Source organism: Butyrivibrio sp. (genome assembly GCF_017940685.1).
In the GTDB taxonomy this organism is placed as follows: domain Bacteria; phylum Bacillota; class Clostridia; order Lachnospirales; family Lachnospiraceae; genus Butyrivibrio.
Genome location: NZ_JAGAYD010000160.1, coordinates 16446 through 41336, shown reverse-complemented (window position 1 = coordinate 41336; position 24891 = coordinate 16446). Strand labels below are relative to the sequence as shown.

18 protein-coding genes and 1 other annotated feature are annotated in these 24891 nt (G+C 43.4%); of the genes, 16 read left to right on the top strand and 2 right to left on the bottom strand.

Features of this window, described 5'->3' with window-relative positions; translation table 11 throughout:
- Positions 1–161 precede the first annotated feature (161 nt).
- Positions 162–376 (top strand) — a binding site (T-box leader).
- 74 nt (positions 377–450) lie between these two features.
- Positions 451–1884: a proline--tRNA ligase gene (gene proS / locus J6I68_RS10330; RefSeq protein WP_292220127.1), complete on the top strand. Its 1434-nt coding sequence runs from the start codon at positions 451–453 to the stop codon at positions 1882–1884.
- Positions 1885–1943: 59 nt separating this feature from the next.
- Here the strand turns inward: proS and J6I68_RS10325 are convergent, their stop codons facing one another.
- Both J6I68_RS10325 and J6I68_RS10320 read right to left on the bottom strand, forming a co-directional pair.
- Complete coding sequence (locus tag J6I68_RS10325) at positions 1944–3623, bottom strand: GGDEF domain-containing protein (RefSeq protein WP_292220125.1); 1680 nt, start codon at positions 3621–3623, stop codon at positions 1944–1946.
- Positions 3616–5337 (bottom strand): GGDEF domain-containing protein, encoded by a 1722-nt coding sequence (locus J6I68_RS10320; RefSeq protein WP_292220124.1) that lies wholly within the window; start codon positions 5335–5337, stop codon positions 3616–3618. The genes J6I68_RS10325 and J6I68_RS10320 overlap by 8 nt, the downstream gene beginning before the upstream one ends.
- Before the next feature lie 100 nt (positions 5338–5437).
- Here J6I68_RS10320 and J6I68_RS10315 point away from each other — a divergent pair, with 100 nt between their 5' ends.
- The 15 genes from J6I68_RS10315 to J6I68_RS10245 all read left to right on the top strand — a co-directional run bounded on the left by J6I68_RS10315 (position 5438) and on the right by J6I68_RS10245 (position 24817).
- Entirely contained in the window at positions 5438–6787 is a 1350-nt protein-coding gene (locus tag J6I68_RS10315) for a CCA tRNA nucleotidyltransferase (protein WP_292220122.1), read from the top strand.
- Positions 6788–6799: 12 nt separating this feature from the next.
- The gene (locus J6I68_RS10310; RefSeq protein WP_292220120.1) at positions 6800–8566 is read left to right on the top strand and encodes a PEGA domain-containing protein; all 1767 of its coding nucleotides are present in this window, start codon (positions 6800–6802) and stop codon (positions 8564–8566) included.
- A 4-nt stretch (positions 8567–8570) separates the two neighbouring features.
- The gene (locus J6I68_RS10305) at positions 8571–8810 is read left to right on the top strand and encodes an RNA-binding S4 domain-containing protein (RefSeq protein ID WP_292203842.1); all 240 of its coding nucleotides are present in this window, start codon (positions 8571–8573) and stop codon (positions 8808–8810) included.
- Between the two features lie 66 nt (positions 8811–8876).
- Complete coding sequence (locus J6I68_RS10300) at positions 8877–9188, top strand: FtsB family cell division protein (protein ID WP_292203841.1); 312 nt, start codon at positions 8877–8879, stop codon at positions 9186–9188.
- Positions 9189–9255: 67 nt separating this feature from the next.
- Positions 9256–10671: a tRNA lysidine(34) synthetase TilS gene (tilS, locus tag J6I68_RS10295; protein ID WP_292220119.1), complete on the top strand. Its 1416-nt coding sequence runs from the start codon at positions 9256–9258 to the stop codon at positions 10669–10671.
- Positions 10664–11188 (top strand): hypoxanthine phosphoribosyltransferase, encoded by a 525-nt coding sequence (gene hpt / locus J6I68_RS10290; protein ID WP_292220117.1) that lies wholly within the window; start codon positions 10664–10666, stop codon positions 11186–11188. Before tilS ends, hpt begins: the two co-directional genes overlap by 8 nt.
- A 38-nt stretch (positions 11189–11226) precedes the next feature.
- A complete protein-coding gene (gene ftsH / locus J6I68_RS10285) occupies positions 11227–13086 on the top strand; it encodes an ATP-dependent zinc metalloprotease FtsH (RefSeq protein ID WP_292220115.1) in 1860 nt (619 codons plus the stop codon).
- A gap of 222 nt (positions 13087–13308) precedes the next feature.
- On the top strand, positions 13309–15399 hold the full coding sequence (locus J6I68_RS10280; protein WP_292220113.1) for an alpha-glycosidase: 2091 nt from the start codon (positions 13309–13311) through the stop codon (positions 15397–15399).
- 73 nt (positions 15400–15472) lie between these two features.
- The gene (gene fba, locus J6I68_RS10275; protein ID WP_292220111.1) at positions 15473–16336 is read left to right on the top strand and encodes a class II fructose-1,6-bisphosphate aldolase; all 864 of its coding nucleotides are present in this window, start codon (positions 15473–15475) and stop codon (positions 16334–16336) included.
- 78 nt (positions 16337–16414) lie between these two features.
- Entirely contained in the window at positions 16415–16918 is a 504-nt protein-coding gene (greA, locus tag J6I68_RS10270; RefSeq protein WP_292220110.1) for a transcription elongation factor GreA, read from the top strand.
- A gap of 33 nt (positions 16919–16951) precedes the next feature.
- Positions 16952–17458, top strand: a complete 507-nt coding sequence (locus J6I68_RS10265; protein WP_292220109.1) for a flavin reductase family protein — start codon at positions 16952–16954, stop codon at positions 17456–17458.
- 31 nt (positions 17459–17489) lie between these two features.
- Positions 17490–18836, top strand: a complete 1347-nt coding sequence (locus J6I68_RS10260) for an ABC transporter substrate-binding protein (protein ID WP_292220107.1) — start codon at positions 17490–17492, stop codon at positions 18834–18836.
- A gap of 9 nt (positions 18837–18845) precedes the next feature.
- The gene (locus J6I68_RS10255; RefSeq protein WP_292220105.1) at positions 18846–21926 is read left to right on the top strand and encodes a response regulator; all 3081 of its coding nucleotides are present in this window, start codon (positions 18846–18848) and stop codon (positions 21924–21926) included.
- 17 nt (positions 21927–21943) lie between these two features.
- On the top strand, positions 21944–23140 hold the full coding sequence (locus J6I68_RS10250; protein WP_292220103.1) for an FprA family A-type flavoprotein: 1197 nt from the start codon (positions 21944–21946) through the stop codon (positions 23138–23140).
- 33 nt (positions 23141–23173) lie between these two features.
- Positions 23174–24817, top strand: coding sequence for a DUF5722 domain-containing protein (locus J6I68_RS10245; RefSeq protein WP_292220140.1), 1644 nt, complete (start codon positions 23174–23176; stop codon positions 24815–24817).
- Positions 24818–24891: the final 74 nt, after the last annotated feature.

Here is a 24891-nt window from a genome sequence, read left to right as displayed (position 1 = left end):
ATTTCCTTATAAAAAACCTCTAAATTGTGGAAGAAAATCCACGGAAAAAAGACCGGTCCCCAGCCGGTCTTTTTGCTTGTCTATCAGCGGGCGAAGGCATATTGACGCCACAATAGTTATTGACAAGGAAAGCTTAAATAACTAAAATCAAATTTAAATATAAACAGACGTTGAAGAGGAATAGTAACTGTAATCACGTTTCAGAGAGAGAGCCATTGGTGGAAGGCTCTTACGGAAAAACAGCGAACCTGCCTTGGAGTCCTGTATGAAAGCGAAAGCATAAATACAGCGTGTCCCGCGTTAAGGGTGTAAATGAAGTGAAATCTGCTGTTGCAGGTTTAAATAGGGTGGTACCGCCGAGCTTTCGGTCCCTGTTTTTAGGGATGCGAAGGCTTATTTTTTTGACAGACCTCGTATCCACAACTTCTATAGAAAGAAAGAGGAGAAAAAATGGCAGACAACAAGAAATTAGTCGCAGAGATCACATCCATGGATGAGGATTTCACACAATGGTACACTGACGTATGCATTAAGGCAGACCTTGTAAGCTACTCAAACATCAAGGGCTGTATGGTCATCAAGCCTGCAGGCTATGCTATCTGGGAGCTTATCCAGAAGCATCTTGATGCAAGATTTAAGGAGACAGGAGTTCAGAATGCATATCTTCCTATGTTCATTCCTGAATCACTTCTTCAGAAAGAAAAAGATCACGTGGAAGGCTTTGCTCCAGAAGTTGCATGGGTAACTCATGGTGGACTTGAGCCTCTTACAGAGAGATACTGCGTTCGTCCTACTTCAGAGACACTTTTCTGTGATTACTACAAGGGAGAGATCCACTCCTACAAGGATCTTCCACAGGTTCTCAACCAGTGGTGCAGCGTAGTCAGATGGGAAAAAGAGACAAGACCATTCTTAAGGAGCCGTGAGTTCCTCTGGCAGGAAGGCCACACAGCCCACGCTACTATGGAAGAGGCTGAGGAGCGTACACAGCAGATGCTGAATGTCTACGCTGACTTCCTTGAGAATGATATGGCAATCCCTGTGATCAAGGGCCAGAAGACCGACAAGGAGAAGTTTGCAGGTGCTGAGGCTACCTACACAGTAGAGGCTCTCATGCATGATGGAAGAGCTCTTCAGAGCGCAACCAGCCATAACTTCGGCGATGGTTTTGCCAAGGCATTCGGAATCCAGTATGCAGGAAAAGATAATCAGCTCCACTATGTGTACCAGACTTCATGGGGACTTACAACCCGTACGATCGGAGCTATGATCATGGTACACGGCGACAACTCAGGACTTGTAGTACCTCCTAAGATCGCTCCAATTCAGGTAGTGGTTATTCCTATCCAGCAGAAGAAGGAAGGCGTTTTAGAGGCTGCAAGAGACATCGAAAAGAGCCTTTCAGACTATAGAGTAAAGACAGATGACACTGACAGAACACCAGGCTTTAAGTTTGCTGAGCAGGAGATGAGAGGTATTCCTGTCCGCGTTGAGATTGGACCTAAGGATCTTGAGGCAGGTAAGTGCGTACTTGTTAGAAGAGACACCAGAGAGAAGATCGAGTGTGCTATTTCTGAGGTTTCAGCAAAGGTTGGTGAGCTTCTTGATACAATCCAGAAGGATATGTACGCTAGAGCTAAGAAGCACCTTGAGGAGCATACATTTGCAGCACATAACAAGGAAGAGTTCGCAGATGCTTTCAAAGAGACTAAGGGATTTGTTAAGGCAATGTGGTGCGGATGTCAGGAATGCGAAGACAAGATCAAGGAGGATTACAACGTTACCAGCAGATGTATTCCTTTTGAGCAGGAAAAGCTTTCAGATACCTGCGTAGTATGTGGCAAGCCAGCAACCAAGATGGTTTACTGGGGAAGAGCATACTAATTACATAAAACCCAAAAAGACCTGAGCAGTTTGCTGCTCAGGTCTATATTTTTACCCTTTTATCTTGTCATCATGTGGGCGTAATGCTGCTTCTTGTAGCTGTACATGCGCTTGTCAGCAAGCATCAGCACGGTGTGGGTATTTCTGTCCTCGGTTTCATGTCTGTAGGCGTAGCCATAGGATACGCTGTGATTGATCTCTACATCAACTTTATCAAGCTCTAGAAGTGTTTCATCAAGTTTCTTTAAAAGACCATCTAAAGTGTCTGAGTCAATGTCTTTTATCATTACAACAAATTCATCGCCGCCAATTCTTGCACAATCACCAATGTCTTCAAAGGTCTTGGATAGAGCCTGGGCAAAGGATTTAAGGAGTCTGTCTCCTGCAGGGTGTCCAGAGTTGTCGTTGACCTCCTTAAGACCGTTAAGGTCAAGGCTGATAAGGCAGAAATCATAATCTGACTTATCAAGAGCAGCCATTTTTTCATCGAAGTCGACTCTGTTTGGCAGGCCTGTAAGGTTGTCAACATAGGCGATCTTTGTAAGGGCCTGGTACTCTTTTTTCCGGGCAAAAGAGTGAGTCATGAAAATAAAGTAGTTAAGCAGCTGCATGACCACAAAAAAGATGGATCCAAAGGGAATCAGTATAATATGGAACCAGCTTTGCCTGTAATCTGCTATCTTACCGATAACAGATGTGAGGGAGTAGGCCAAAAGCGAAATAGTGAGAATTGTAAGCCCGATCATTGTCACTATCAATGAAGAATTCTTGGACTTGCTCCTTATATCGATATAGTCATAGGCTACAAGAAGAGCAAAGCCTACAAATGACATAAGATAATAGGGGTCTTCAAAGTGGTTTAAATGTACGATGTTTGAGAAGTGAAGAACCATGAACAGGAGCGAGAATCCTAAGGTGGCGGTACCCATTATAATAAGTATCTTATTGTTCTGGCGCTTATGAAGGTCGTAAACAATAAGGTAAATGCAGGGCGCAATGAGGTATAAAGATACAAATTCCAGAGTGGTTGCCATTCCTGATGGAACGATAAGGTCCATGATATCAAAGGCTGTAAGTGTCCACACTCCCAGGATCAAGGTCAGAAGTGAACAAAACAGCTGATTGGTAACGCCAGGAGATCCCATGTAAAAGATCAGTGAGATCACAAAGAATACCATTCCGAACACTAAGAGGAAACATCCTGTAAAGAACGGGAAGATTACGGACTGGTGAAGGGATCTGTATATATCTTCATACTGGCCAATCATAGGGTTTATAAGATTGGCTTTTGTCTCGTTTTCAATAACAGTAAGGTTTATTGACAGCTTTTTTCCCGGATAGTTAGAAGGAAGAGCGATAGGCTGATAGCTTATTCCCACAAAGTTATTGCTGTGAGAATCTGTATACTGGCTGGCAATCAAAACTCCATCAAGATAAACCTCATAGGAGCAGAACTGGGATTTGAAGAACAGGTACGGAGTGTCAACGCCAAGATCTATAAGAGGCTTTGAATAGTAAAGAACTATATTATCACCCTTTGCAAATTTGGTTTCCAGCTGATCTCCAAGCTTTTCCAGGTCAGTATTTAGGTATTGCTGATTGTGGTAAGTAACAGTCCAGCCACGTTCAAGCTTATAAACCATGTTCTCTGGCTTAAAGTAAAAGAGCCGGTGTGCGGTGTAGAGGAAAGCAATTACCATGAGCGTTGAAAGGGTTATGAGCGAAAAGATCTTACGCACGTACAACACCTCCCTTCGCAATAGAGTTCTGATGCTCGCGCTTCATCTCATACATTCTGTTGTCAGCAAGCATATAGACTTCCTGAGCTGAGCCTGATGGAACTTCGTAGCTGTAGGCATAGCCGTAGGAAGCACTGTACTGGAAATGCTGTTCTTTGCGGTTCCAGTCATTGATCATTGAATAGAGATTGTGGATCCTTCTTGTGCAGTTAAGGGCCCTGTCCTCTGTAAGAACAACGATAAACTCATCACCGCCCATTCTGCCAACCAGGTTGGCATCCCAGAAGGAGTCTGAAAGAATTGTGGCAAATCCGGCAATCAGTCTGTCGCCTTCGTGATGTCCCAGGTTGTCGTTAACTTCCTTAAGCTTGTTAAGGTCAAGACTGATGATAGTGTATGAACCATGCTCCGAGGTCAGCATTTCCATAACCTGTTCGCAGCGGGCTCTGTTTGCCAGGCCAGTGAGCGGATCAGTATATGCCAAAGAAGATATCTTGTTCTGCATGGTATCCAAGTCAGAATTGTAGATGACATACAGCATGTAACTTACAAGAAGACCTGACACAAAGATAAGTGATCCGAACATGAAACCATTTATAGAAGCTACTGAATCGCTGATATCAGGAGTAAATTTCCTGTAATTGTATTTAACTATATCCAGGATAGACATCATCATCAGGATAAGAAGGCCAAGAGCAAAGACATTGTCTGATGACACAAGTCTCTTTTTCTTGTTCTTATAAGAACCGATAAAGGTTTTGATTATCATTGCCACAGCAAAAGCGCCTTCAGATCCGGCCATGGAATGAAGGATTGGTGTATATTCGTAAATTCTGCCTTTTCCAAATACACAGAACACAAAGACTATACAATAGATGATACAGTTAAAAATGAACAGAAACTGGAATGCCTTCTTAAGCCTGTCTTTATAAACAGACATAAAGTAGCCGATTATTGCAGTTGGAATATTGTAAAGAGATGAATATTCCATGATCATGTTTAGATTGGGATTATCAGTAATGAGGTCTATGATACCGTAAAACGAATAGGTATAAAGGCCAAGCATAAGTGAGATGAAACCACTAAAGAACAGACGGAAATCGTTGTTGTGGTACAGCACCATATATGGGGAAAGAGCCATCAGAATTACACCTAGAACTATAAGGAATGCTCCAATGACGATGTTACGCCTCATGGAAAGGATACGCTCTATAAAAAGCGAGTTCTTGTCCCCAATAATAACTGGGGTAAGACCAGAAAAAGAATGGATTCTTGATCCTGTAAGGATTATAGTCAGTTTTTTACCAACGTAGTCTTTGCCAAGGGAGAATAAATTAGCATGCTTGGGAACTGATTTCTTGCTTTCCCTATATTCTCTTCCATAGGTGTAGATCATCTTGCCGTCAAGGTATACGTCAATTACAGCATGGACTGTGTACATTGAGCCACAGGGATTTTCGATGCCGACATCTGGCAGAGTACCTGAAATAGTTACGATCTCTCCGGAGTTCACAACTCCAACATTAGAATTGGACAGACTTGTAGAAGGTAGTTTATTACCCTTAAAAGTGATGGTCCATCCATCGTCAAGGGCGTAGCGAGAGGTACTACTAACAAAGAATTTATTAGAAGATAAGATAGCAATGGCTACGATCGCGATGAGCACAAAGGCCGGGATCAGTTTCTCTAGCCGTCTATAGTTCCATAATTTCATACATTATTCCTCATGATTACATATATTAAGTATATTACCATAACGATAAAATTCCTAGTCAATTATTCACAAATCTAGGTCTTTAGGCTATTATGAAGGTATGAAGATAGAAATACCAAAGAATGCAAAGATGATACTTGATACCATGCACGAAGCAGGGTATGAGGCATATATTGTTGGTGGATGCGTAAGGGATGCGATCCTGGGAAAAGAGCCATCGGACTGGGACATCACCACCAACGCCCTTCCAGCACAGGTAAAAGAGCTGTTTAGAAGGACCATTGATACTGGAATAGAGCATGGAACCGTTACAGTAATGGCTGGGAAAGAGGGCTATGAAGTAACAACATACCGTATCGATGGCAAGTACGAAGACAGCCGCCATCCAAGCGAGGTTACCTTCACAAGGGACCTTCTTGAAGACATGAAGCGAAGGGATTTTACCATAAATGCCATGGCCTATAATGAAGAAGAGGGTCTGGTTGATAGGTTTGGAGGGATAGAAGACCTTAATAACCGGATAATCCGCTGTGTTGGAGAGCCCACAGAGCGATTTACCGAGGATGCCCTCAGAATAATGAGAGCTGTCAGGTTCGCCGCACAGCTTGACTATGATATAGAAGAGAAGACGGTTGCAGCCATAAAAGAGCTGTCACCAACCTTAAAAAAGATAAGCGCTGAGAGAATACAGACTGAACTTGTAAAGCTCCTTACATCTGATCATCCGGAAAAGATAAGGCTTGCTTATGAGCTTGGCATCACAGCAGTTGTGCTTCCGGAATTTGACAGGTGCATGGAGACAGGGCAAAATAACATCCACCACATGTATAACGTTGGAGAGCACACGGTAGTAGCACTTGAAAACATAAGAAATGACAAGCTTCTTCGCCTGACCATGCTGATGCATGACTTTGGTAAACCTGCTACAATGACTATAGATGAGGAAGGCGTTACGCACTTTAAAGGTCACGCTGCCCTTGGCAGCAAGATGGCAAAAGACATTTTAAAGCGCCTTAAGTTTGACCGTGATACCATGGACAGGGTAAGCAACCTTGTAAAATACCATGACGACAGGTATGAACCAAGTCCTTCAGTGATCAGAAGGGCCATAAACAGAGTGGGAGAAGAGGATTTTCCTCTTTTGTTCGATATAAGATATGCTGATACCATGGCTCAGAGCACATATATGAGGCAGGAAAAGCTCCTGCTTATAGAAGAGACCAGAAAGGTTTATCAGGATATAATAGACAAAAAGGACTGCGTAAGCCTAAAGAGCCTTGCAGTTAATGGAAAAGATCTGATATCACTGGGGATCAAGCCCTCTAAACAGATGGGGGATATTTTAAAGGCAATGCTGGAGGATGTTTTAGAGGATCCATCCAGAAACACCAAGGATTATTTGCTAGAGCCGGAGCGCCTAAGAAATAAGTACATGAAGGATCAGACTTGATTGGAGGATACGGTGTTTAGAACTAGAAAGGCTTTGAAAATAACGATATCAGGCGTGCTTTTAATGGCGATGCTTGTTTCTTCGCCTCAAAGCATAACCTATGCGGCTGAGAATGCAGACAAAGTCAGTGTATCTCTTATAGGTAAGTATGACTCTTTTGACACAGCAGCCATAAGGGATATCGATACTGTAAAAAAACAGATAAGATTCAGAAATCACAAGACAGGTAAGACCTACACTCTCTCCTATGACAATACCAGCATGATCTACGATGTGAGAGGAACGGCGCTTTCAGCAGCGCTTTTAGAGGTGGGACAGATTGTTGATGTGAAGTTTTTAAAGAGCAGTAAGCACATCACATCCCTGAATGTATCATCAGAGGCCTGGACGGTAGAGGATACAAGAGAGCATGAGCTTGTAAGGGGAAATGGTACAGCCAAGGTAAAGGGCGAGCTCTACAGGATAGACCCTAAGACCCTGGTCATGGCTGACGGGAATATTGCCCTTGCGGAGGACGTTCTTTCAACAGACAAGGTCACAGTAAGTGGCATTGGCAAGGATATTTACAGCGTAGTTGTAACAAGCGGCCACGGATATGTGAGCCTTTCATCCGATACCGTTGAAGATCACAGCCTGGTGGGCTCCTGGATCGAGCTTGACAACGAGGTTATCTACAAGATTTCACCAAACATGCTGCTCAGTGCTCCGGAAGGAGATTACACCCTGCAGATCCTGGGAAATGGAGCAAGCTACACATCTGAAGTAAATGTTTCAAGAAATCAGGAAACTGTAGTCGATACAAGCAACGTAAATATCACCAAGCCAAAAGAGGGCCTGGTTACCTTTGAGATCATTCCGGATACTGCTGAAGTATTTGTGGATGGAGAAAAGGTTCTTACGGGAGTTCCTCAGTCAATAAAGTATGGTTATCACAACCTTAAGATAATTGCTGATGGCTACAAGACTCAGGACAAGTACCTAAAGATCGGAACAGCCAAGAGCGTTATCTCTATCGAGATGGAAAAAGATAAGGACGATTCCGCAGACAGTTCTTCAGGAGACACTTCTTCTGACTCAGACAGCTCAAACAGCGCATCTTCTAAAAGCAGTAAGGATACAAGCCACGACAGTTCCTCTGTTACTTCTGCTTCTGCAGCAACTACTGCAGCCACAGTTAGTAGCAATTCATCGGAGGAAAAACCTGGTAACAAGGTAATAAATGGCTATTATATTTATTTTGACAAGCCTTATGCTGCTGAGCTGTATTTTGATGGCGCTTATATTGGCATGATCCCGACACATGTTCCAAAGATATCCGGAACCCATGAGGTTATCCTTAAAATGGAGGGGTATGAGACCAAGAGCTACAGGATCAGCATTGACAAGGATGAGGTTGACTTAAATTACACGTTCCCAGATCTTGTTAAGCATAAAAGTGACGATGAGGAGAGCTCCTCAGGATCGTCATCTTCTGCAGCGTCATCTGCAAGTTCAGATGATTCATCCTCTGCAGATTCCGCATCTACAGGGGATTCAGCTTCGGGAGATGACTCTGCAACAGATGCTTCATCAGCAGAGGATACGTCCACAGAGGATTCATCCACTCCTTCTGAAGATTCAACCAAGGAATCTTCATTGCCATCAGAGGACGCTTCTATAGGAAAGAGCTCTGAAACAGGCCAGGACACCACAGATGGCGGGGAAGATGAAAGTACAAATGGAAATTCAAATAAAGAAACGGCAGATGCAGCGAGCACTGCCAGTGCATCAGGAGACTAGATAAATGAGACTGGATAAGTATTTAAAAGTAACAAGACTGATAAAGAGAAGGACAGTGGCCAATGAAGCCTGTGATGCAGGAAGGGTTCAGATCAACGGCCGACCAGCCAAGGCATCAGCTGAGGTGAAGGTGGGAGATAAGATCACCATTGGATTTGGAAACAAGGATGTATCCGTTGAAGTTTTAGATGTTCAGGAGACCATACACAAGGAAGATGTAACAAATCTCTATAAGTACATCTGATTGACGCGCCAAAATCACTGTATTACAATGAAATTAACAGATAAGAGATTGTGAGTGGGGTAAAATATGGCGACCAGAGCACGTTATAAAAGGCGTCGCTTCCAAAACCGGGCAGGTATAGTCTGGGCCAGCATAGTGGTTCTTATTCTTGTGACTGTAGTCTCCATCAAGAGTATAGGACTTCTTCAAAAAGCCAGAGAATACCAGGCCAGGGAACAGGCACTTGAGGAGCAGATTGAGTACGAAACTCAAAGAAGCGACGAGATAGCTGAGTACGAGAGGTACACAGAGACGCGTAAATACATAGAGGACACAGCTAAAGAGAAGCTGGGACTGGTTTATCCGGGAGAGATCATCTTTAAGAACTCGGATAACTAAATGTTTTTGACACTTGGCGCAGACATCGATACGGGGACGTATTAGTCTGCGCTTTTTACATGCTGATATGGATAATTTTTCAAAAAAAGTTCTAAACTACATACAAAAGAATAAGATGTTTCCTGAAGGCGCAAGAGTAGTTGTGGGCTTTTCCGGAGGAGGGGACTCAACAGCTCTTTTGACAGTTCTCGATGCGCTGCGGCCTATTTTAAAGCATGAGCTATTTGCTATCCACGTTAATCACCTTATTCGCAGTGAGGCTTCTGAAGATGAGGCTTTCTGCAGGTCTTTTTGTAAGAATCTTGGAGTATCTTTTATAAGCAAGGCTGTAGATATCCCTCTTATGGCAAAAGAAAAGTCACTTACAGAGGAAGAAGCCGGAAGGATCGCGAGGTACGAGATTTTTTCAGCCTACGCAAAAGAGATTTCAGCAGATTTTATTGCTGTTGCCCACCATCAAAACGATGTGGCAGAAACCCTTCTTATGAACCTTCTTAGGGGCTCAGGACTTCACGGAGGCGCTTCCATAAGGCCTGTCAGAGACAACATAGTGCGCCCGCTTCTTTGCGTCACAAGGCGAGAAATCGAGGAGTATCTTAAGGAAAGAGAGATCTCTTTTTGCACGGACAAAACCAACCTTGAGAGCATACACACAAGGAACTTCATAAGAAATGAGATTATCCCGGAACTTGAAGAAAATATAAATGTAAGGGCGGTGGAGCATCTTTGCGCAGCGGCTATTTCTTTTGACAAGGCAGATGAGTTTATTAAAGATGTGACCAAGGAAACCTATAGCAAAATAGTAACCTTTAGTGAGGGCAGAGTTTTCGCAGATATAAAGGACCTTCTTTCTGAAAAAGAGATAATCCGAGAAAACATGGTTCTCCTTATGTTTGAAGAGCTGGTTAAAAACCGCAAGGATATTGGGGCGGTGCATGTAGAAGCGGTGCTTGATCTTTTAAAAACAAATGGTGGTCAGGCGTCGGTGGATCTTCCATACGGACTTTGTGCAAAAAGAACCTACGAGAAACTGGAAATATACAAAAAAGGAAACCAGACCAACACAAATGAACCGATCACGGTCAAACCTACAATAGGTGAGGAAACTCAAATTGTGATTCCAGGACTCGGAAGGGCTAAATTGTCAGTTTTTCCCTACGATAAGCAAAAAGAGGTTCCTACTGAGACATATACTAAATGGCTCGATTATGGTAGAATACAAGAAGTTTCCTTTAGGACGAGAAGAGGGGACGATCATATATGTATCAGCCAGGGCGATGCTATTCACCAAAAGAGTCTGCAAAAGTTTATGACAGACGAAAAGATTCCCAGAGATATGAGGGATTTAATGGTGATAATTGCTGATGGCAACAATGTTTTATGGGTGCCGGGTTACCGTATTAGTGCTTCCTGCAAGGTCAGTGAAGCTACCAGATATATTTTAGAGATAAAAATCGATGATGGAGGAATGAGTAATGGCTGAATCAGTGCGTATACTACTTTCAGAAGAAGAGGTGGACAAGAGAATCAAGGAACTTGGAGATCAGATCAGTAAGGATTATGCCGGCAAGACTGTTCACCTTGTATGTGTCCTTAAGGGCGGTGTTTTCTTTATGTGTGAGCTTGCAAAGCGCATCACTGTTCCTGTGACCATGGATTTCATGTCAGCTTCAAGCTACGGAAGCGCAACCAAGTCAAGCGGAGTTGTTAAGATCGTTAAGGATCTCGATGAGCCGCTTAAGGACAAGCATGTTATTATAGTTGAGGATATTGTTGATTCAGGCAGAACTCTTTCATACCTTATCAAGATGCTCGGTGACAGAGGACCAGCAAGCATCAAGCTCTGCACTATGCTTGATAAGCCAGAGAGAAGAGTTACAGACGTCAAGGTAGACTACACAGGATTTGAGATCCCAGATGAGTTCGTTGTGGGCTACGGTCTTGACTATGACCAGAGATATCGTAATCTTCCATATATTGGGGTAGTGGAGTTTAACTGATATCCTGGAAAGTATTGTGAAGGGGGATTACACGTAAAGTGAACCGTTCTAGAAATTATAATTCTATTTTCATATTTGTTATCGTGCTGCTTCTTGCAGTAGTGCTACTTGAGTATGGAAGAGGTCTTGTTAACAGCAGAGATACTCTGTATTCAAGAAGTTCTCTTGAGAGCGATGTGGCAGCTAAGAGAGTAAGATATGTTGCGATCATGCCTAATGCTGAAACACCTACGGGATCTGTCAAGGTAAGCTTCAGTGATGGAAGCGACGAGGTGGTGTTCTATTCTACAGATGTTGCTGCAATCGAGACATATCTTGTTTCTAATGGAGTAAACGTAGAAGTTAAGGATGTTCCCACAGAGAACGTTTTGATAAATGGCATCATTCCCATAATTGTGGGACTGGTGGTAATGGTATTTGTGTTCTCCATGTTCTCCGGGGCTCAGAATGCCAATTCCGGAAACAGCAGGATGATGAATTTTGGCAAGAGCAGAGCCAAGATGTCCACTGGAGAAGACAACAAGATCACACTAAACGATGTGGCTGGTCTTAAAGAGGAAAAAGAGCAGCTGTCAGAGATCATAGAATTCTTAAAGGACCCTGAGAAGTTCACCAAGGTCGGTGCCAGAATCCCAAAGGGTGTCCTTCTTGAAGGTGCCCCTGGAACGGGTAAGACTCTTCTTGCAAGAGCTGTTGCAGGAGAAGCTGGAGTACCATTTTTTAGTATCTCCGGTTCAGACTTTGTTGAGATGTTTGTAGGTGTGGGAGCTTCCAGAGTACGAGACCTCTTTGCTGAGGCAAAAAAGAACTCTCCATGTATCGTATTTATCGACGAGATCGACGCTGTGGCGAGAAGGCGTGGAACTGGTATGGGCGGCGGCCACGATGAACGTGAGCAGACCCTGAACCAGATGCTTGTTGAGATGGATGGTTTTGGCGTCAACGAAGGCATCATTGTAATGGCAGCCACCAATAGAGTAGATATTCTTGATCCCGCCATCTTAAGACCAGGTCGATTTGATCGTAAGATCACTGTTTCAAGGCCTGATGTTGGCGGAAGAGAGGAGATCCTTAAGGTTCATGCAAGGAACAAGCCTCTTGCTGATGATGTGGATATCAAGCAGGTTGCGCAGACTACAGCAGGCTTTACAGGCGCTGATCTAGAGAACCTTTTAAATGAGTCAGCAATTAATGCCGCAGTAGATGACAGACAGTTCATCAAACAGGACGACATCAACAAGGCATTTATCCAGGTTGGTATCGGAACTGAGAAGCACAGCCGCATTATCTCTGACAAGGAAAAGAAGATTACCGCTTACCACGAGACAGGACACGCAATACTGTTCCATGTCCTTCCGGATGTAGGTCCTGTACATACAATTTCAATTATTCCTACAGGTCTTGGGGCAGCAGGCTATACAATGCCTCTTCCTGAAAAGGATGAGATGTTCCTTACAAAGCGCAAGATGCTTCAGGATATCATGGTATCCCTGGGAGGCAGGATCGCTGAGGAGATCATCTTTGGTGATATTACAACTGGCGCATCCAGCGACATCAGAAAGGCCACACAGGAAGCCAGAAGCATGGTTACCAAGTATGGAATGTCCGATAGCATCGGCGTTGTAAGCTATGATGACAACGAAGAGGACGTATTTATCGGATATGACATCTCCCACAGCAAGAAACATTCAGAGCTGGTGGCAGGTGAGATCGACAAGGAAGTTAAGACCATAATTGAGAAGTGCTACGCCAAGGCAAAAGAGATCATCCTGCAGTATGAGGATATCCTCCACGCCAGCGCTGATCTTCTGATCGAGAAAGAGAAGATTGGAAGAGAAGAGTTCGAAGCTCTTTTTGAAGGTCACACCATTACAGAAGATGTTGAAGTGACAATTTGATTGTGCAATTTTCACAAAAACAACAAGCTGTTTTTGACAAATTTGTGAAGTATTAGTCTTTACGCGGGGCCTGGGGGTTGCTATTATAATATGCGTAACCCCCCAATACATTATATAGTTTTTTGCTATACCCCATAAGAAAGAAATACCTTCTCTAAAAAGACAGCTTACCCGCTGTCTTTTTTACTATTAATAAATTTTTCTAAGGACAATTACTGATTTATGAATACAAACGCTTTCTTTCATGATATGACTCTGGACTACCTTCGCCCTGCGGAGCCGGACGCATTTCGAATCACGAACTTCAGATTCAGATGCGCCCATAAAGACGCAGCGCAGGTAGTTTTAGTGTATGGAAATGAAAGAAAGGAGATGAAGCTCAACGAGACCGAAGGCGGTTTCGACTACTATGACATTTCAGTAAACATTGGAAAAGATCCCTTTATATACCACTTTGAGATAACTGGCAATGATGAGAATTTTTCTTATTATGATAAGCGAGGCGCTGTAAACAGCCTTATGGACAGCATGAAGTTTGTTGTCATCCCTGGCTTTTCAACTCCTGACTGGGCCAAGGGCGCAGTTATGTACCAGATCTTTGTGGACAGGTTCAATAACGCTGACAGGTCCAATGATGTGTACTCAGGGGAGTACTCATATAATGGCTTTCATTCCAAGAATATTGAAGACTGGAAAAAGGATCCGGAAGCAGGCAGAGATTTTTGCAATTTCTACGGCGGAGATCTTCAGGGCGTTATTGATAAACTGGATTACCTTAAGGACCTTGGGGTAGAAGTTCTTTACCTCAATCCTATCTTTGTTTCGCCTTCATCCCACAAATATGACACCCAGGACTACGATCATATAGATCCACATTTTGGAAAGATCGTCGAAGATGGAGGGGATATACTTCCCCAGTATGAAAATAATAACAAGAGAGCGGAGCGCTATATTAAGAGAGTTACCAGCAAAAAGAACCTTGAAGCCAGTGACAAGCTCTTTGCAAAGCTTGTATCGGAAGCTCATAACAGGGATATGAGGGTTATCCTTGACGGCGTGTTCAACCACTGCGGTTCCTTTAACAAATGGCTTGATAGAGAAAGGATCTATGAAGACGCCAAGGACTATGAAAAGGGAGCCTATATTTCAGCCGACAGCCCATATAGATCCTATTTCTCTTTTTCTGGTGACAACTGGCCCTACAACGGCAGCTACGACGGCTGGTGGGGATACGATACTCTTCCCAAGCTCAACTACGAAGGGTCACAAGAGCTTGAGGATTACATAATACAGATAGGTAAAAAGTGGGTGTCAGAGCCCTATAATGCTGATGGATGGCGCCTGGATGTTGCTGCGGATCTGGGACATTCCCCAGAATATAATCACAAGTTCTGGAAGAGGTTCAGGCAGGAAGTCAAAAAGGCAAAGCCTGACGCCATAATCCTTGCTGAGCACTACGGACCAGCAAAAGACTGGCTCATGGGAGATGAATGGGATACTGTCATGAACTATGATGCCTTCATGGAGCCTCTCACATGGTTCCTCACCGGAATGGACAAGCACAGCGATGAGTTTAAGCCCCTTAGAGTTGGAAACGCCAGGGAGTTCTTTGATACCATGCTCTATCAGGGAGGGCAGAACTTCACAATGCCTTCTCTTTACACAGCTATGAATGAGCTGTCTAACCACGACCACTCAAGATTCCTTACAAGGACTAACCAGAAGGTTGGAAGGTGCGATACACTGGTTCCTGGATCAGCTGAGACTGGAATTAAAAAATATCAGATGAGACAGGCTGTTATGGTACAGATGACCTGGCCTGGAGCGCCAACAATCTATTACGGAGATGAGGCTGGAGTATGCGGCTTTACAGATCCTGATAACAGGCGAACATATCCTTGGGGCGAAGAGGACAAGCAGATGATCGCTTTCCACAAGGAGATGATCCGTATCCACAATGCCTGTCCAGAGCTTAAAAAGGGATCAGTAAAAGAACTTTACGCTGAAAATAACATAATAGTGTATGGCAGATTCAACAGAACAGCGGCGGTTATCGTTGCAATAAACAACAACAGCTTTGAGGTCACCAGGGATATACAGGTATGGCCTCTTGGTATTCCAAGGGATGTCAGGATAAGGCAGCTCATAGTCACGGATCAGACAGGATTTGCTACTTCTTCTGCCACAAAAACTGTCACAGATGGCATTTTGAGCCTCACAATGTCAAGGAACACCGGATACGTTCTAAGGTTCAACAGCTACCAGGCAGTGACGGATGAAGAGTTCTGGTCAGACAACGTAATCGAGTTCTAGTGCCTTTACACCAAATTAAAGCAAGTATATAATTGTAATAACCATCAAAAACTATAGTAAAGGGGAAATCAAAATGTTAGTATCCGCAAAAGATATGCTTGTAAAAGCAAAAGAAGGCCACTATGCAGTTGGTCAGTTCAACATCAACAACCTTGAGTGGACTAAGTCAATTCTTCTTACAGCAGAAGAGCTCAAGTCACCTGTTATCCTTGGTGTTTCTGAGGGCGCTGGTAAGTATATGACTGGTTTTACCACAGTAGCAGCAATGGTTAAGGCAATGGATGAGAGCCTTGGAATCACAGTTCCAGTAGCACTTCACCTTGACCACGGCACATACGAAGGATGCTACAAGTGCATCAAGGCTGGATTCACATCAATCATGTTTGATGGATCTCACTACGACATCGAAGAGAATGTAGCTAAGACATCTGAGCTTGTTAACGTATCTCATCAGCTTGGTCTTTCAATCGAGGCTGAGGTTGGTTCTATCGGCGGTGAGGAAGACGGTGTTGTTGGAATGGGCGAGTGCGCAGATCCAGACGAGTGCAAGAGAATCGCTGATCTCGGCGTTGATATGCTTGCAGCTGGTATTGGTAACATCCATGGTAAGTATCCAGAGGGATGGCCAGGACTTAGATTCGACGTACTTGATGCTATCCAGCAGAAGACAGGAATCATGCCACTTGTACTTCACGGCGGCACAGGAATCCCTGCTGACATGATCAAGAAGGCAATCACACTTGGTGTATCCAAGATCAACGTTAATACTGAGTGCCAGCTCTCATTCGCAGATGCAACACGTAAGTATGTTGAGGCAGGCAAGGACCTTGAGGGCAAGGGCTTTGATCCTCGTAAACTTCTCGCTCCTGGTGCTGAGGCAATCAAGGGCACAGTTAAAGAGAAGATGGAACTCTTCGGATCAGTTGGAAAGGCTTGATAGCTACAAAAGAGTTTATGCAAAGGGTAGAGCCTATGGCTTTACCCTTTTTTAATCCAAATAATTGTGGAGTATGACATGAATAACGAACTTACAAAAAAAGACATTGAGGACATGGAAAAAGAGATAGAGCACCGCAAGGTGGTTGTCAGAAAAGAGCTTCTTGAGCACGTTAAGGAAGCGAGAGCCCAGGGTGATCTGTCTGAGAATTTCGAATACTACGCAGCCAAAAAGGCCAAGAATCAGAACGAGAGCAGGATCAGATTTTTGGAGAGGATGATAAAGACTGCCAGAGTAATAGATGATGATGCCAAGGACGATGAAGTTGGCATGAACAAAACTGTCACCTTAAAGATGGAGGATGACGGGTCTGTGGAAACCTACAAGATCGTTACAACCATGAGGAAAAATTCCTTAAAAGGCCTCATCAGCATTGAATCTCCCCTTGGTAAACAATTACTTGGACACAGGGTAGGAGACCGTGTTACTATTAAAGTGAACGACCAGATTAGTTACGATGTAACGATAACAAAAATTGAAAATACCGGACTAACAGAAGAGGACACCATAAGGGACTTCTGATCTTTTGTTTCCGCGCTTAAAAAGGAGATATCTATGCATGTTTTTCAGCCAGTAGACCCAACAGACGTCGATGAGGGACCATTTAAGTTCACCGGCTTAAAAGTGCTTGTTACTGCAGGCAGTGGTGACAAGGTAAACACTGCAGCAGCTTCTTTTGGAGCAGTTGGATACCTGTGGAACAGGAGAGTAGTATATATTTTCCTTAGGGAAAAGAGATTTACAAGAGAGCTAGTAGAGCAAAATGGAGCGTTTTCTCTTAGCTTTCTTAATCATGATGAATTCAGGGGAGCCATCAAGTACATTGATGCTGTTTCCGGCCGTGACGAGAACAAGATTGCCGGAGCAAGGCTCAATGTGAATTACGACGATGGAATTCCATTTATAGACGAGGCAGACAATGTAATTACCTGTAAACTGCTTTATTACCAAGAGTTTTCAGAGGATGGCATTGTAGATAAGGGGATAATAGACGAGTTTTATAAAAACGGCGATTATCACATGGTTTATGTTGGGGAAATAAAGAAGATATTGATAAGATAAGCATTTTTACCGTTATTCTTATGAGGGACATATGAAGAGTAAAAGGCTTCGAAGAATCTTTATTTCCATTGGTTTCTTACTTTCACTTACACTTGGTGCGCTTTTTGAGAATTTTTCTCAGGCGGGCCTTGTATTTGCGGCGTCTTCTAATGATGGATCAGAGGAAGAAGATGTTACAAAAGACATGGATTATATTCTTGGACAGGGAAAGACCTTAATAAGGATCGCTTCCTGGTACCAGGAGTATGACCTTGTCAATCTAAAGGCGTATCTAGCCAATAAGTTTCCAGACTATTCATTTGAATTTGTATATGTTGATAAGAGCAACTATGAGTCCATCATGGATGCACAGCTATCCTATAATGGTGCTCCCGACATCATATATATGGATCAGGAGATGGTAGAAAAGCACGCCATCACCAGATATATTGCTGATGTAACTGATATTTGTGAGGGTTTTTCAGATATAGCAAAAAGATCTTTTGACTATGGAAATAGAGTCTATGCCCTTCCAAATACTGCGCAGTTCGAGTGTATTTACTACAACAAAGATATATTTGAAGAAAATGATATTAAGATACCCTATTCATTCCAGGCGTTTCTTGATGCATGCGATGAACTCAGGGTCGAGAAAAAGATAAGGCCAGTTTCGCTGAGTTTAAAAGATCCTCTCACACTTACAGACACCGCACTTGCAATTGTTGCTGGAAACTACTTTTGTACAGACAGAGGAAGTGGGTTTGGAGGAAGGCTCCAGTACGGAAGAACAACTTTTTCTGAGGAGCTTGCGCCTTACTTCAAGGACTGGCAGGATCTGATCCAACATAAGATCATTACAAAAGATATGTACACCACTGACAACAGGACAACCATTGAGAAATTTGCTTATGGGGAAGCTGCTATGACGGTGGGAGGCCCGGAGACTTATAACGCCATAATCCGCTTAAATCCTGATATTGAAATGGGAACGCTTCCTTTCTACAGTAAAACAGGAAAGACAAAGGCTCTTATAGGTGGCTGTGATGTTGGGCTGGCATTAAATGCCAACACTATAAAAATAGATGAGGCCAGAAAGGTGTTGGAATCCCTTGCTACAAAAGAAGGTCAGCAGGCTCTTTGGAGGGATCGCCCAGGAAGTCAGACATATCTTATGGATACACAGTTTGAAAACAGCGAGGTATACGATGGGATCAAGGCGTGTATCACCCAGGAGCTGGTATATTTACCTTGGACAGAGTGGGGCATTGAACTGAACCGTCCAATACGATATCAGCTTGGAAAAGAATTGCAGCAAGTGGTAAGGGGCAAGCAGTCCACAGCCAAAGCCCTTTCAAATGTCGATAAGAAAGTAGAAGACATACTAAGAAAAGATAACTAGAGGTGCCAAATGGATTACACTGATAAAACAAAAAAACGGGGAAGCATAAAAAGCGGCCTTATCGCCATGTTTGCAGTACTGATCATCATTCCTATCGTTATATTGGGTATCTATGCATATATTGTGGCTAAGAACAATCTTATCGAGCAGACCAGGATAACCATGATAGGAAATGCGGATGTCATATCCTACGGTATTGAGAATAATGTCAAAAGAGAAAATGACGTAGTAAAGTTCTTTTCCTATGAAGATGATTTCAGAAAAGCCCTTGAAAGAAATCATATTGACCCGTATGCTCTGACAGATGAACTAAACGAAGAGATCGAGCCGCTCATCTGGTATTACCTAAGCAGCGACAACAATATTGAGTCCATAGTCATCTGCTCAGACCTCATACTTGAAAATCATGTGGGTGACTTCCTAAAACGCCCAGAGACCGAGCTTGAGAAAGAGTGGTATGAATATACAAACAACGAGTATGGAACAACCTGGATGGTTGACGGCGAAGGCGGGGTTTACCTGGTCAAGGCACTTTTAGATTCCGGGACTTCTTCAAAAAGAATCGGAATGATCGTTCTAAAGGTCAGGAATGAGAACTTTTTCTCCCTGGTCAATCAGAGTAGCTACCTTGATAACGGCGTTGTGATTCTTGATAGAAACAATGAAGTTGTAAGCCATCGTTCAATTACGGATAGCGCTCTTGAGCAGGAGATTTTAGAGCATATTAAGACAGAAGATGTTGAAGGGTTCGAGGACCAGAGAGGATACTTTTTGGTTCCTTCATCCAGTATCGCCAGTGACTGGGTTTTGTATTATTACATAGACAGAAATGAGATCACATCTGACGTATTCAGGATCCTGTTCTCGGTCGTAGTCATTGCCCTTGTTTTGTTTATGGTTACCATTTTCCTAGGAACCAAGGTATCAGAGAATCTTAGTTCAAGGATTGTAGCCATCAACAACATGGCTAACGAGATCAAGAATGGATATTTTGGAGTTGAGAATAATGACACTGGAAGTGATGAGATAAGTCAGCTGTCAGCATCCATGAAGGACATGGCGGATACGCTGAGTAACATGGTGCTTGAGATCGACAGGATGAACAAAGAGCAGCTGGCTCTTAAAGAGAGTGATATTCATTACAGAGAATGGCTCTTTGACTTCGTGGTTGAGAGAAATAATGATATCCTGGCGGTGGTCAATGAGGACTCATTTGAAGCGAGCTTCATTACTGCCAATGCAGAAAAGATACTTGGAATTCCAATTGATGAATTAAAGGCCGATATCAGAACGCTTGAAAAGGCTCAGAGAAGCGGAGAGGACAGAAAGCTTGGCGAGATAATCACTGCATCAAGAGATGCCAAGGACGTACAGGTATTTGAAGAGCTAAGGCTTAAGAACGTAAAGACCAATGAACACCTTTACTATCGTGGCGTTATCATTAGCACCATCGATGATGGTGGAAAGAGACTTGCCATCGCCCTCTACGACAGAACACTTGAGATCAGAAGAAACCATACTCTGCAGGAGGCACTTAATTCTGCAGAGACTGCAAATAAGGCAAAAACAAGCTTCCTTGCCAATATGTCTCATGATTTCAGGACTCCTATGAACGCCATCACGGGCTTTAATCTCCTCATAGATAAGCACGCCAAGGAGCCTGATAAAGTTAGGGAGTACACTCACAAGATATCGCTGGCATCCCAGAACCTGCTTGCACTTCTCAACGACGTTTTAGATATGAGTAAGATTGAAAGCGGAAAGACAACTCTTGATATCAGCGAGATGGCAATGGGACTATTGCTTGAAGAGATAAATTCTGTTATCAGCTTCCAGGCCAAGGCTAAAAAGCAGGAATATTTAGTGCGCCTCGACAACATGGAGCATGACATATTCATGGGAGATAAGCAAAGGATCAATGAAATCCTGATGAACATCCTTGGAAATGCTGTAAAATATACTCAAGAAGGCGGAAGGATCGAATTCATAATAAATGAAAGTGCTACAGCTTCAGAAGGTTTCTCTAACCTGCGCTTTACAATAAAGGACAACGGAATCGGAATGAAGCCAGAGTACAAGGATAAGATATTTGACGCCTTTACCAGGGAAGAAAAGGGTGAGACCAAGGGCATCCAGGGAACTGGTCTTGGTATGGCCATCACTAAGAGCCTTGTTGAGCTCATGGGAGGAACTATCCGTGTAGAGAGCGAAGAGGGCAAGGGAAGTGAGTTTATCGTAAACCTTCGCCTTAAGGTTGCAGACAGCAGCTACGGTGACTTCTGGATAACCCATGGCATTAAGAGAGTTCTTTTCGTAGATGCCAACCACTATGAGTGCGACAAGATAGCAAACCTTCTTGAAAATGACAGTGTGGAGGTTATGGAGTCTCCGACAGGATTTGGAGCCCTTCATCTTATTGATGTCTGTGAGAGCGAAAACAAGCCATTTGATGTTATTATGGTAGATGAGACTGTAGGCAATATGAATGCAGCTGAGATAATAAAGACCATCAGGGCAAAAGACAAGAGGAACAACGTCCTTATCATTGCAATGGTGGATGACTTCTCAGCTGTTGAGGATGAGATAAGGGCAGCAGGAGCCAATGACCTGATGCAAAAGCCGTTCTTTGTATCTACCTTCAAGCAGCTTATCGAGGATATTTCCAGCAGAGTAAGCGTAAATACTCAGAAGGAAGAAAAGAATCCTATTGATGGCATGAAGTTCCTGGCAGCAGAAGACAATGACATCAATGCAGATATCCTGACAGAGCTGATGGCGATGGAGGGTGCTACAGTTACAAGAGCTGTCAATGGTCAGGAAGTTGTGGAAATGTTCAAAGCGGCAAATGAAGGCGACTATGATATGATCCTTATGGACATTCAGATGCCCGTTATGAATGGATATGAGGCGGCTGCAGCCATAAGAGCTCTGGGCACTGACTGGTCTCAGAGGATACCTATCATAGCAATGACGGCAAATGCTTATGCTGATGACGTTCAGCTGGCCTTTGATGCAGGCATGAACGCTCACGTATCAAAACCTATAGATATAAAGATTGTTGAAAAGACAATTTTGGAGTTTAAAAAATAAACCAGGAGGAAGAAGACTTGAATAACGTAAAAAAGATCACTGATGGAATTTTCTGGATTGGCGGAAGCGACAGACGCCTTGCAAGGTTTGAGAACATTTTCCCTATACCAGAGGGAGTGTCTTACAACAGCTATTTTATCGATGATGAAAAGACTGCTGTATTTGACACGGCTGATATTACAGTGGCAGATCAGTACATTGAAAACTTAAAAACTGCCCTTAATGGAAGAAAACTTGACTATCTTGTAGTTCTCCACATGGAGCCTGACCACTGCTCACTTATCGACAAGGTGACAGCTCTTTTCCCAGAGGTTACAGTAGTTGGCGGAAAGCAGACCTTCGTGTTCATGGAGCAGTTCTTCCCTGAGTCGAAAGACTATAACAAGCTCGAAGTAAAGGAAGGGGACAGCCTCTCAACAGGAGCTCACACCTTTAACTTTGTTTCTGCGCCTATGGTTCACTGGCCAGAGGTTTTATTTGCCTATGATGCTACTACAAAAGCCTTATTGTCTGCGGATGCCTTTGGAACCTTTGGTGCTCTGGACGGCGGTATTTTTGCAGATGAGTACGATTTTGAAAAGCAGTTCCTTGACAGCTCCAGAAGGTATTATGCAAATATCGTTGGAAAATATGGAGTGCAGGTACAGGCTGTGCTGAAAAAGGCTGCAGGGCTTGATATTCAGCTGATCCTTCCACTCCATGGACCGGTTTGGAGAAAGGACCTTAACGTAATTTTAGAAAAATATCAGAAATGGAGCACCTATCAATCTGAGTCAGATGGTGTTATAGTAGTGTATGGCAGTCTCTACGGACACACAGCATCTGCAGCAGAAAAAGTTGCTTCATCTATGCGTGATAAGGGCGCTTTGGATGTTAAGGTCTACGATGTATCCGGGACTGACGTATCCTATCTCATAGGTGAAGTGTGGAGAGCAAAAAAGATTGTTCTTATGTGCCCAACCTATAACGGCGGTATATATCCACCTATGGAAGCATTTATTAATGACATGATCGCACTGGGCGTTCAAAACAGGACTTTTGCCCTGGCACAGAACGGAACCTGGGCACCTGTAACAGGTAAGATGATGTCAGAGAAATTGACAAATCTCAAGAACGTGAATATCCTTGAGAATGTATTAACTATTAAGAGTGCTCTTGGAACAAAAGATTTAGAGGCACTGGATAGTTTCACTGATGCCATCTGTAAGGCATAAGTGGACTAAGTGGAGGTTTTGGTTGTGAAAAAAATGTATGCAGTAAAAAAGATACTGGCAGCTGTCACAGTTCTTGCAACAGTGGCTCTTTCCAGTAAGGTAACAGGAATTGTAACAGATAACAGGGGAGCGGTAGCTGAGGCAGCAGGAAGAGTTGTAAGCATTGACTCCTGCGTGATCTCAGGCGATAACGTAGTTGTAAATGTATCAGCTAAAAATGTTCCATCCTCAGATGATGGTAAGTATTACCTCTATGCAGATGAAGTATACCAGGATGGATGCGTTGGAACAGTTGTTGCGACAACAGACAGAGGCGCAAATGCTACATTTACATTCCCTCTTAATTTCTATTCAGAAGGTTCAAACCTTAGCAAAAAGTTCCTTGTAGCTGTAAAAAGCGGCGGATCAATGCAGCAGGTAAGTGATGAGCACTACATCACAAACCCAGAGGCTAAGGCTACCAAGACAGTTGCAAGAAATGACCACGGTATGAAGGGAATCCTTCCTAACAGTGCAGACGCAGCAACCTTCAAGGATCTTGGAGTTGCTCAGATGGTCTACAACCTCTACATGGGAGATATTGTTGGACCAAGCCCTGATGGAAAGACTATCGATTTTACATACAACGGTGTTCCTTATCAGTTCAACGGTTCAGCTCTTGCACAGTATGACGGATTCGTTCGCTGGTGCGCTATCAACAACTTCCAGCTTACAATGACAGTCCTCAACAACAAGACTGAGGCTGGAGCAGATCTTATCCATCCTCTTTCAAGAGATGATCATGTCTGCCCTGGTTATGCAATGAATACCGATGAAGATGGCGGTACACAGCACCTTAAGGCTATTGCAGCTTTCCTTGCTCAGAGATATTCAGGCGGAGCTTACGGAACTGTTGATAACTGGGTAATCGGTAACGAAGTTAATGCAAGAACAGAGTGGTACTACTTAAATTCTACAAACATAGAGCTCAACGTCAGCGAGTACGTTAAGGCTTTCCGTATCTTCTACAACGAGATCAAGGCAGTTAATGCCAATGCAAGAGTTTACACTTCCTTTGATCAGGAGTGGAACAGAAAGTCAAACCCCGGATGCTTCCTTTCAAAAGAGTATCTGGACAGATTTAATTATTACATCAACAGAGAGGGTAACATTGACTGGTCACTTTCAGTTCATCCATACAATGCACCACTCTTTGACCCATATGCATGGAAGCAGCAGGCTCAGTACGTAAACACAAGCCTAACAACTCCATATATCACAATGGAGAACATCTACATCCTTACAGATTACATGTGCCAGGCATCCTTCCTTGCACCAAGCGGCGCAGTTAGAAACATCTCTCTTTCAGAGATCGGATACACATCAAGCTTTGGCGAGGATGCACAGGCTGCTTCAATAACCTACGCATATACAATGGCTGAGAACAATCCATATATCTCAAGCTTTATCCTCTTTAGAGAGACAGATGACGCTCACGAGATGGAGAGCCACATTGCTCAGGGACTTAAGAACCTTGATGGCAGTCATAAGATGGCCTATGACTTCTACAAGAACCTTGGTACAGCAAACGCTGCAACCTATAAGGCACAGGCTTCAACCATCATTGGCCAGAGCGTAGATTCACTTGTTACAAACAGAACATTCCTTTCAAGAAACGGATGGTTCTTAAACGACTGATAATTACAGATAACGGTACGCCACAGGGCGTACCGTTATTTTTTTCTTTTTATTTAGTGGACTTTGATTTACAA

Excerpts from the sequence above, each read along its gene's own strand:
- proS (WP_292220127.1), top strand. The coding sequence starts at position 451 with ATGGCAGACAACAAGAAATTAGTCGCAGAGATCACATCCATGGATGAG.
- J6I68_RS10320 (WP_292220124.1), bottom strand. The coding sequence starts at position 5,337 with ATGAAATTATGGAACTATAGACGGCTAGAGAAACTGATCCCGGCCTTT.
- J6I68_RS10315 (WP_292220122.1), top strand. The coding sequence starts at position 5,438 with ATGAAGATAGAAATACCAAAGAATGCAAAGATGATACTTGATACCATG.
- J6I68_RS10305 (WP_292203842.1), top strand. The coding sequence starts at position 8,571 with ATGAGACTGGATAAGTATTTAAAAGTAACAAGACTGATAAAGAGAAGG.
- J6I68_RS10300 (WP_292203841.1), top strand. The coding sequence starts at position 8,877 with ATGGCGACCAGAGCACGTTATAAAAGGCGTCGCTTCCAAAACCGGGCA.
- tilS (WP_292220119.1), top strand. The coding sequence starts at position 9,256 with ATGGATAATTTTTCAAAAAAAGTTCTAAACTACATACAAAAGAATAAG.
- hpt (WP_292220117.1), top strand. The coding sequence starts at position 10,664 with ATGGCTGAATCAGTGCGTATACTACTTTCAGAAGAAGAGGTGGACAAG.
- J6I68_RS10280 (WP_292220113.1), top strand. The coding sequence starts at position 13,309 with ATGAATACAAACGCTTTCTTTCATGATATGACTCTGGACTACCTTCGC.
- fba (WP_292220111.1), top strand. The coding sequence starts at position 15,473 with ATGTTAGTATCCGCAAAAGATATGCTTGTAAAAGCAAAAGAAGGCCAC.
- greA (WP_292220110.1), top strand. The coding sequence starts at position 16,415 with ATGAATAACGAACTTACAAAAAAAGACATTGAGGACATGGAAAAAGAG.
- J6I68_RS10265 (WP_292220109.1), top strand. The coding sequence starts at position 16,952 with ATGCATGTTTTTCAGCCAGTAGACCCAACAGACGTCGATGAGGGACCA.
- J6I68_RS10260 (WP_292220107.1), top strand. The coding sequence starts at position 17,490 with ATGAAGAGTAAAAGGCTTCGAAGAATCTTTATTTCCATTGGTTTCTTA.
- J6I68_RS10255 (WP_292220105.1), top strand. The coding sequence starts at position 18,846 with ATGGATTACACTGATAAAACAAAAAAACGGGGAAGCATAAAAAGCGGC.
- J6I68_RS10245 (WP_292220140.1), top strand. The coding sequence starts at position 23,174 with ATGTATGCAGTAAAAAAGATACTGGCAGCTGTCACAGTTCTTGCAACA.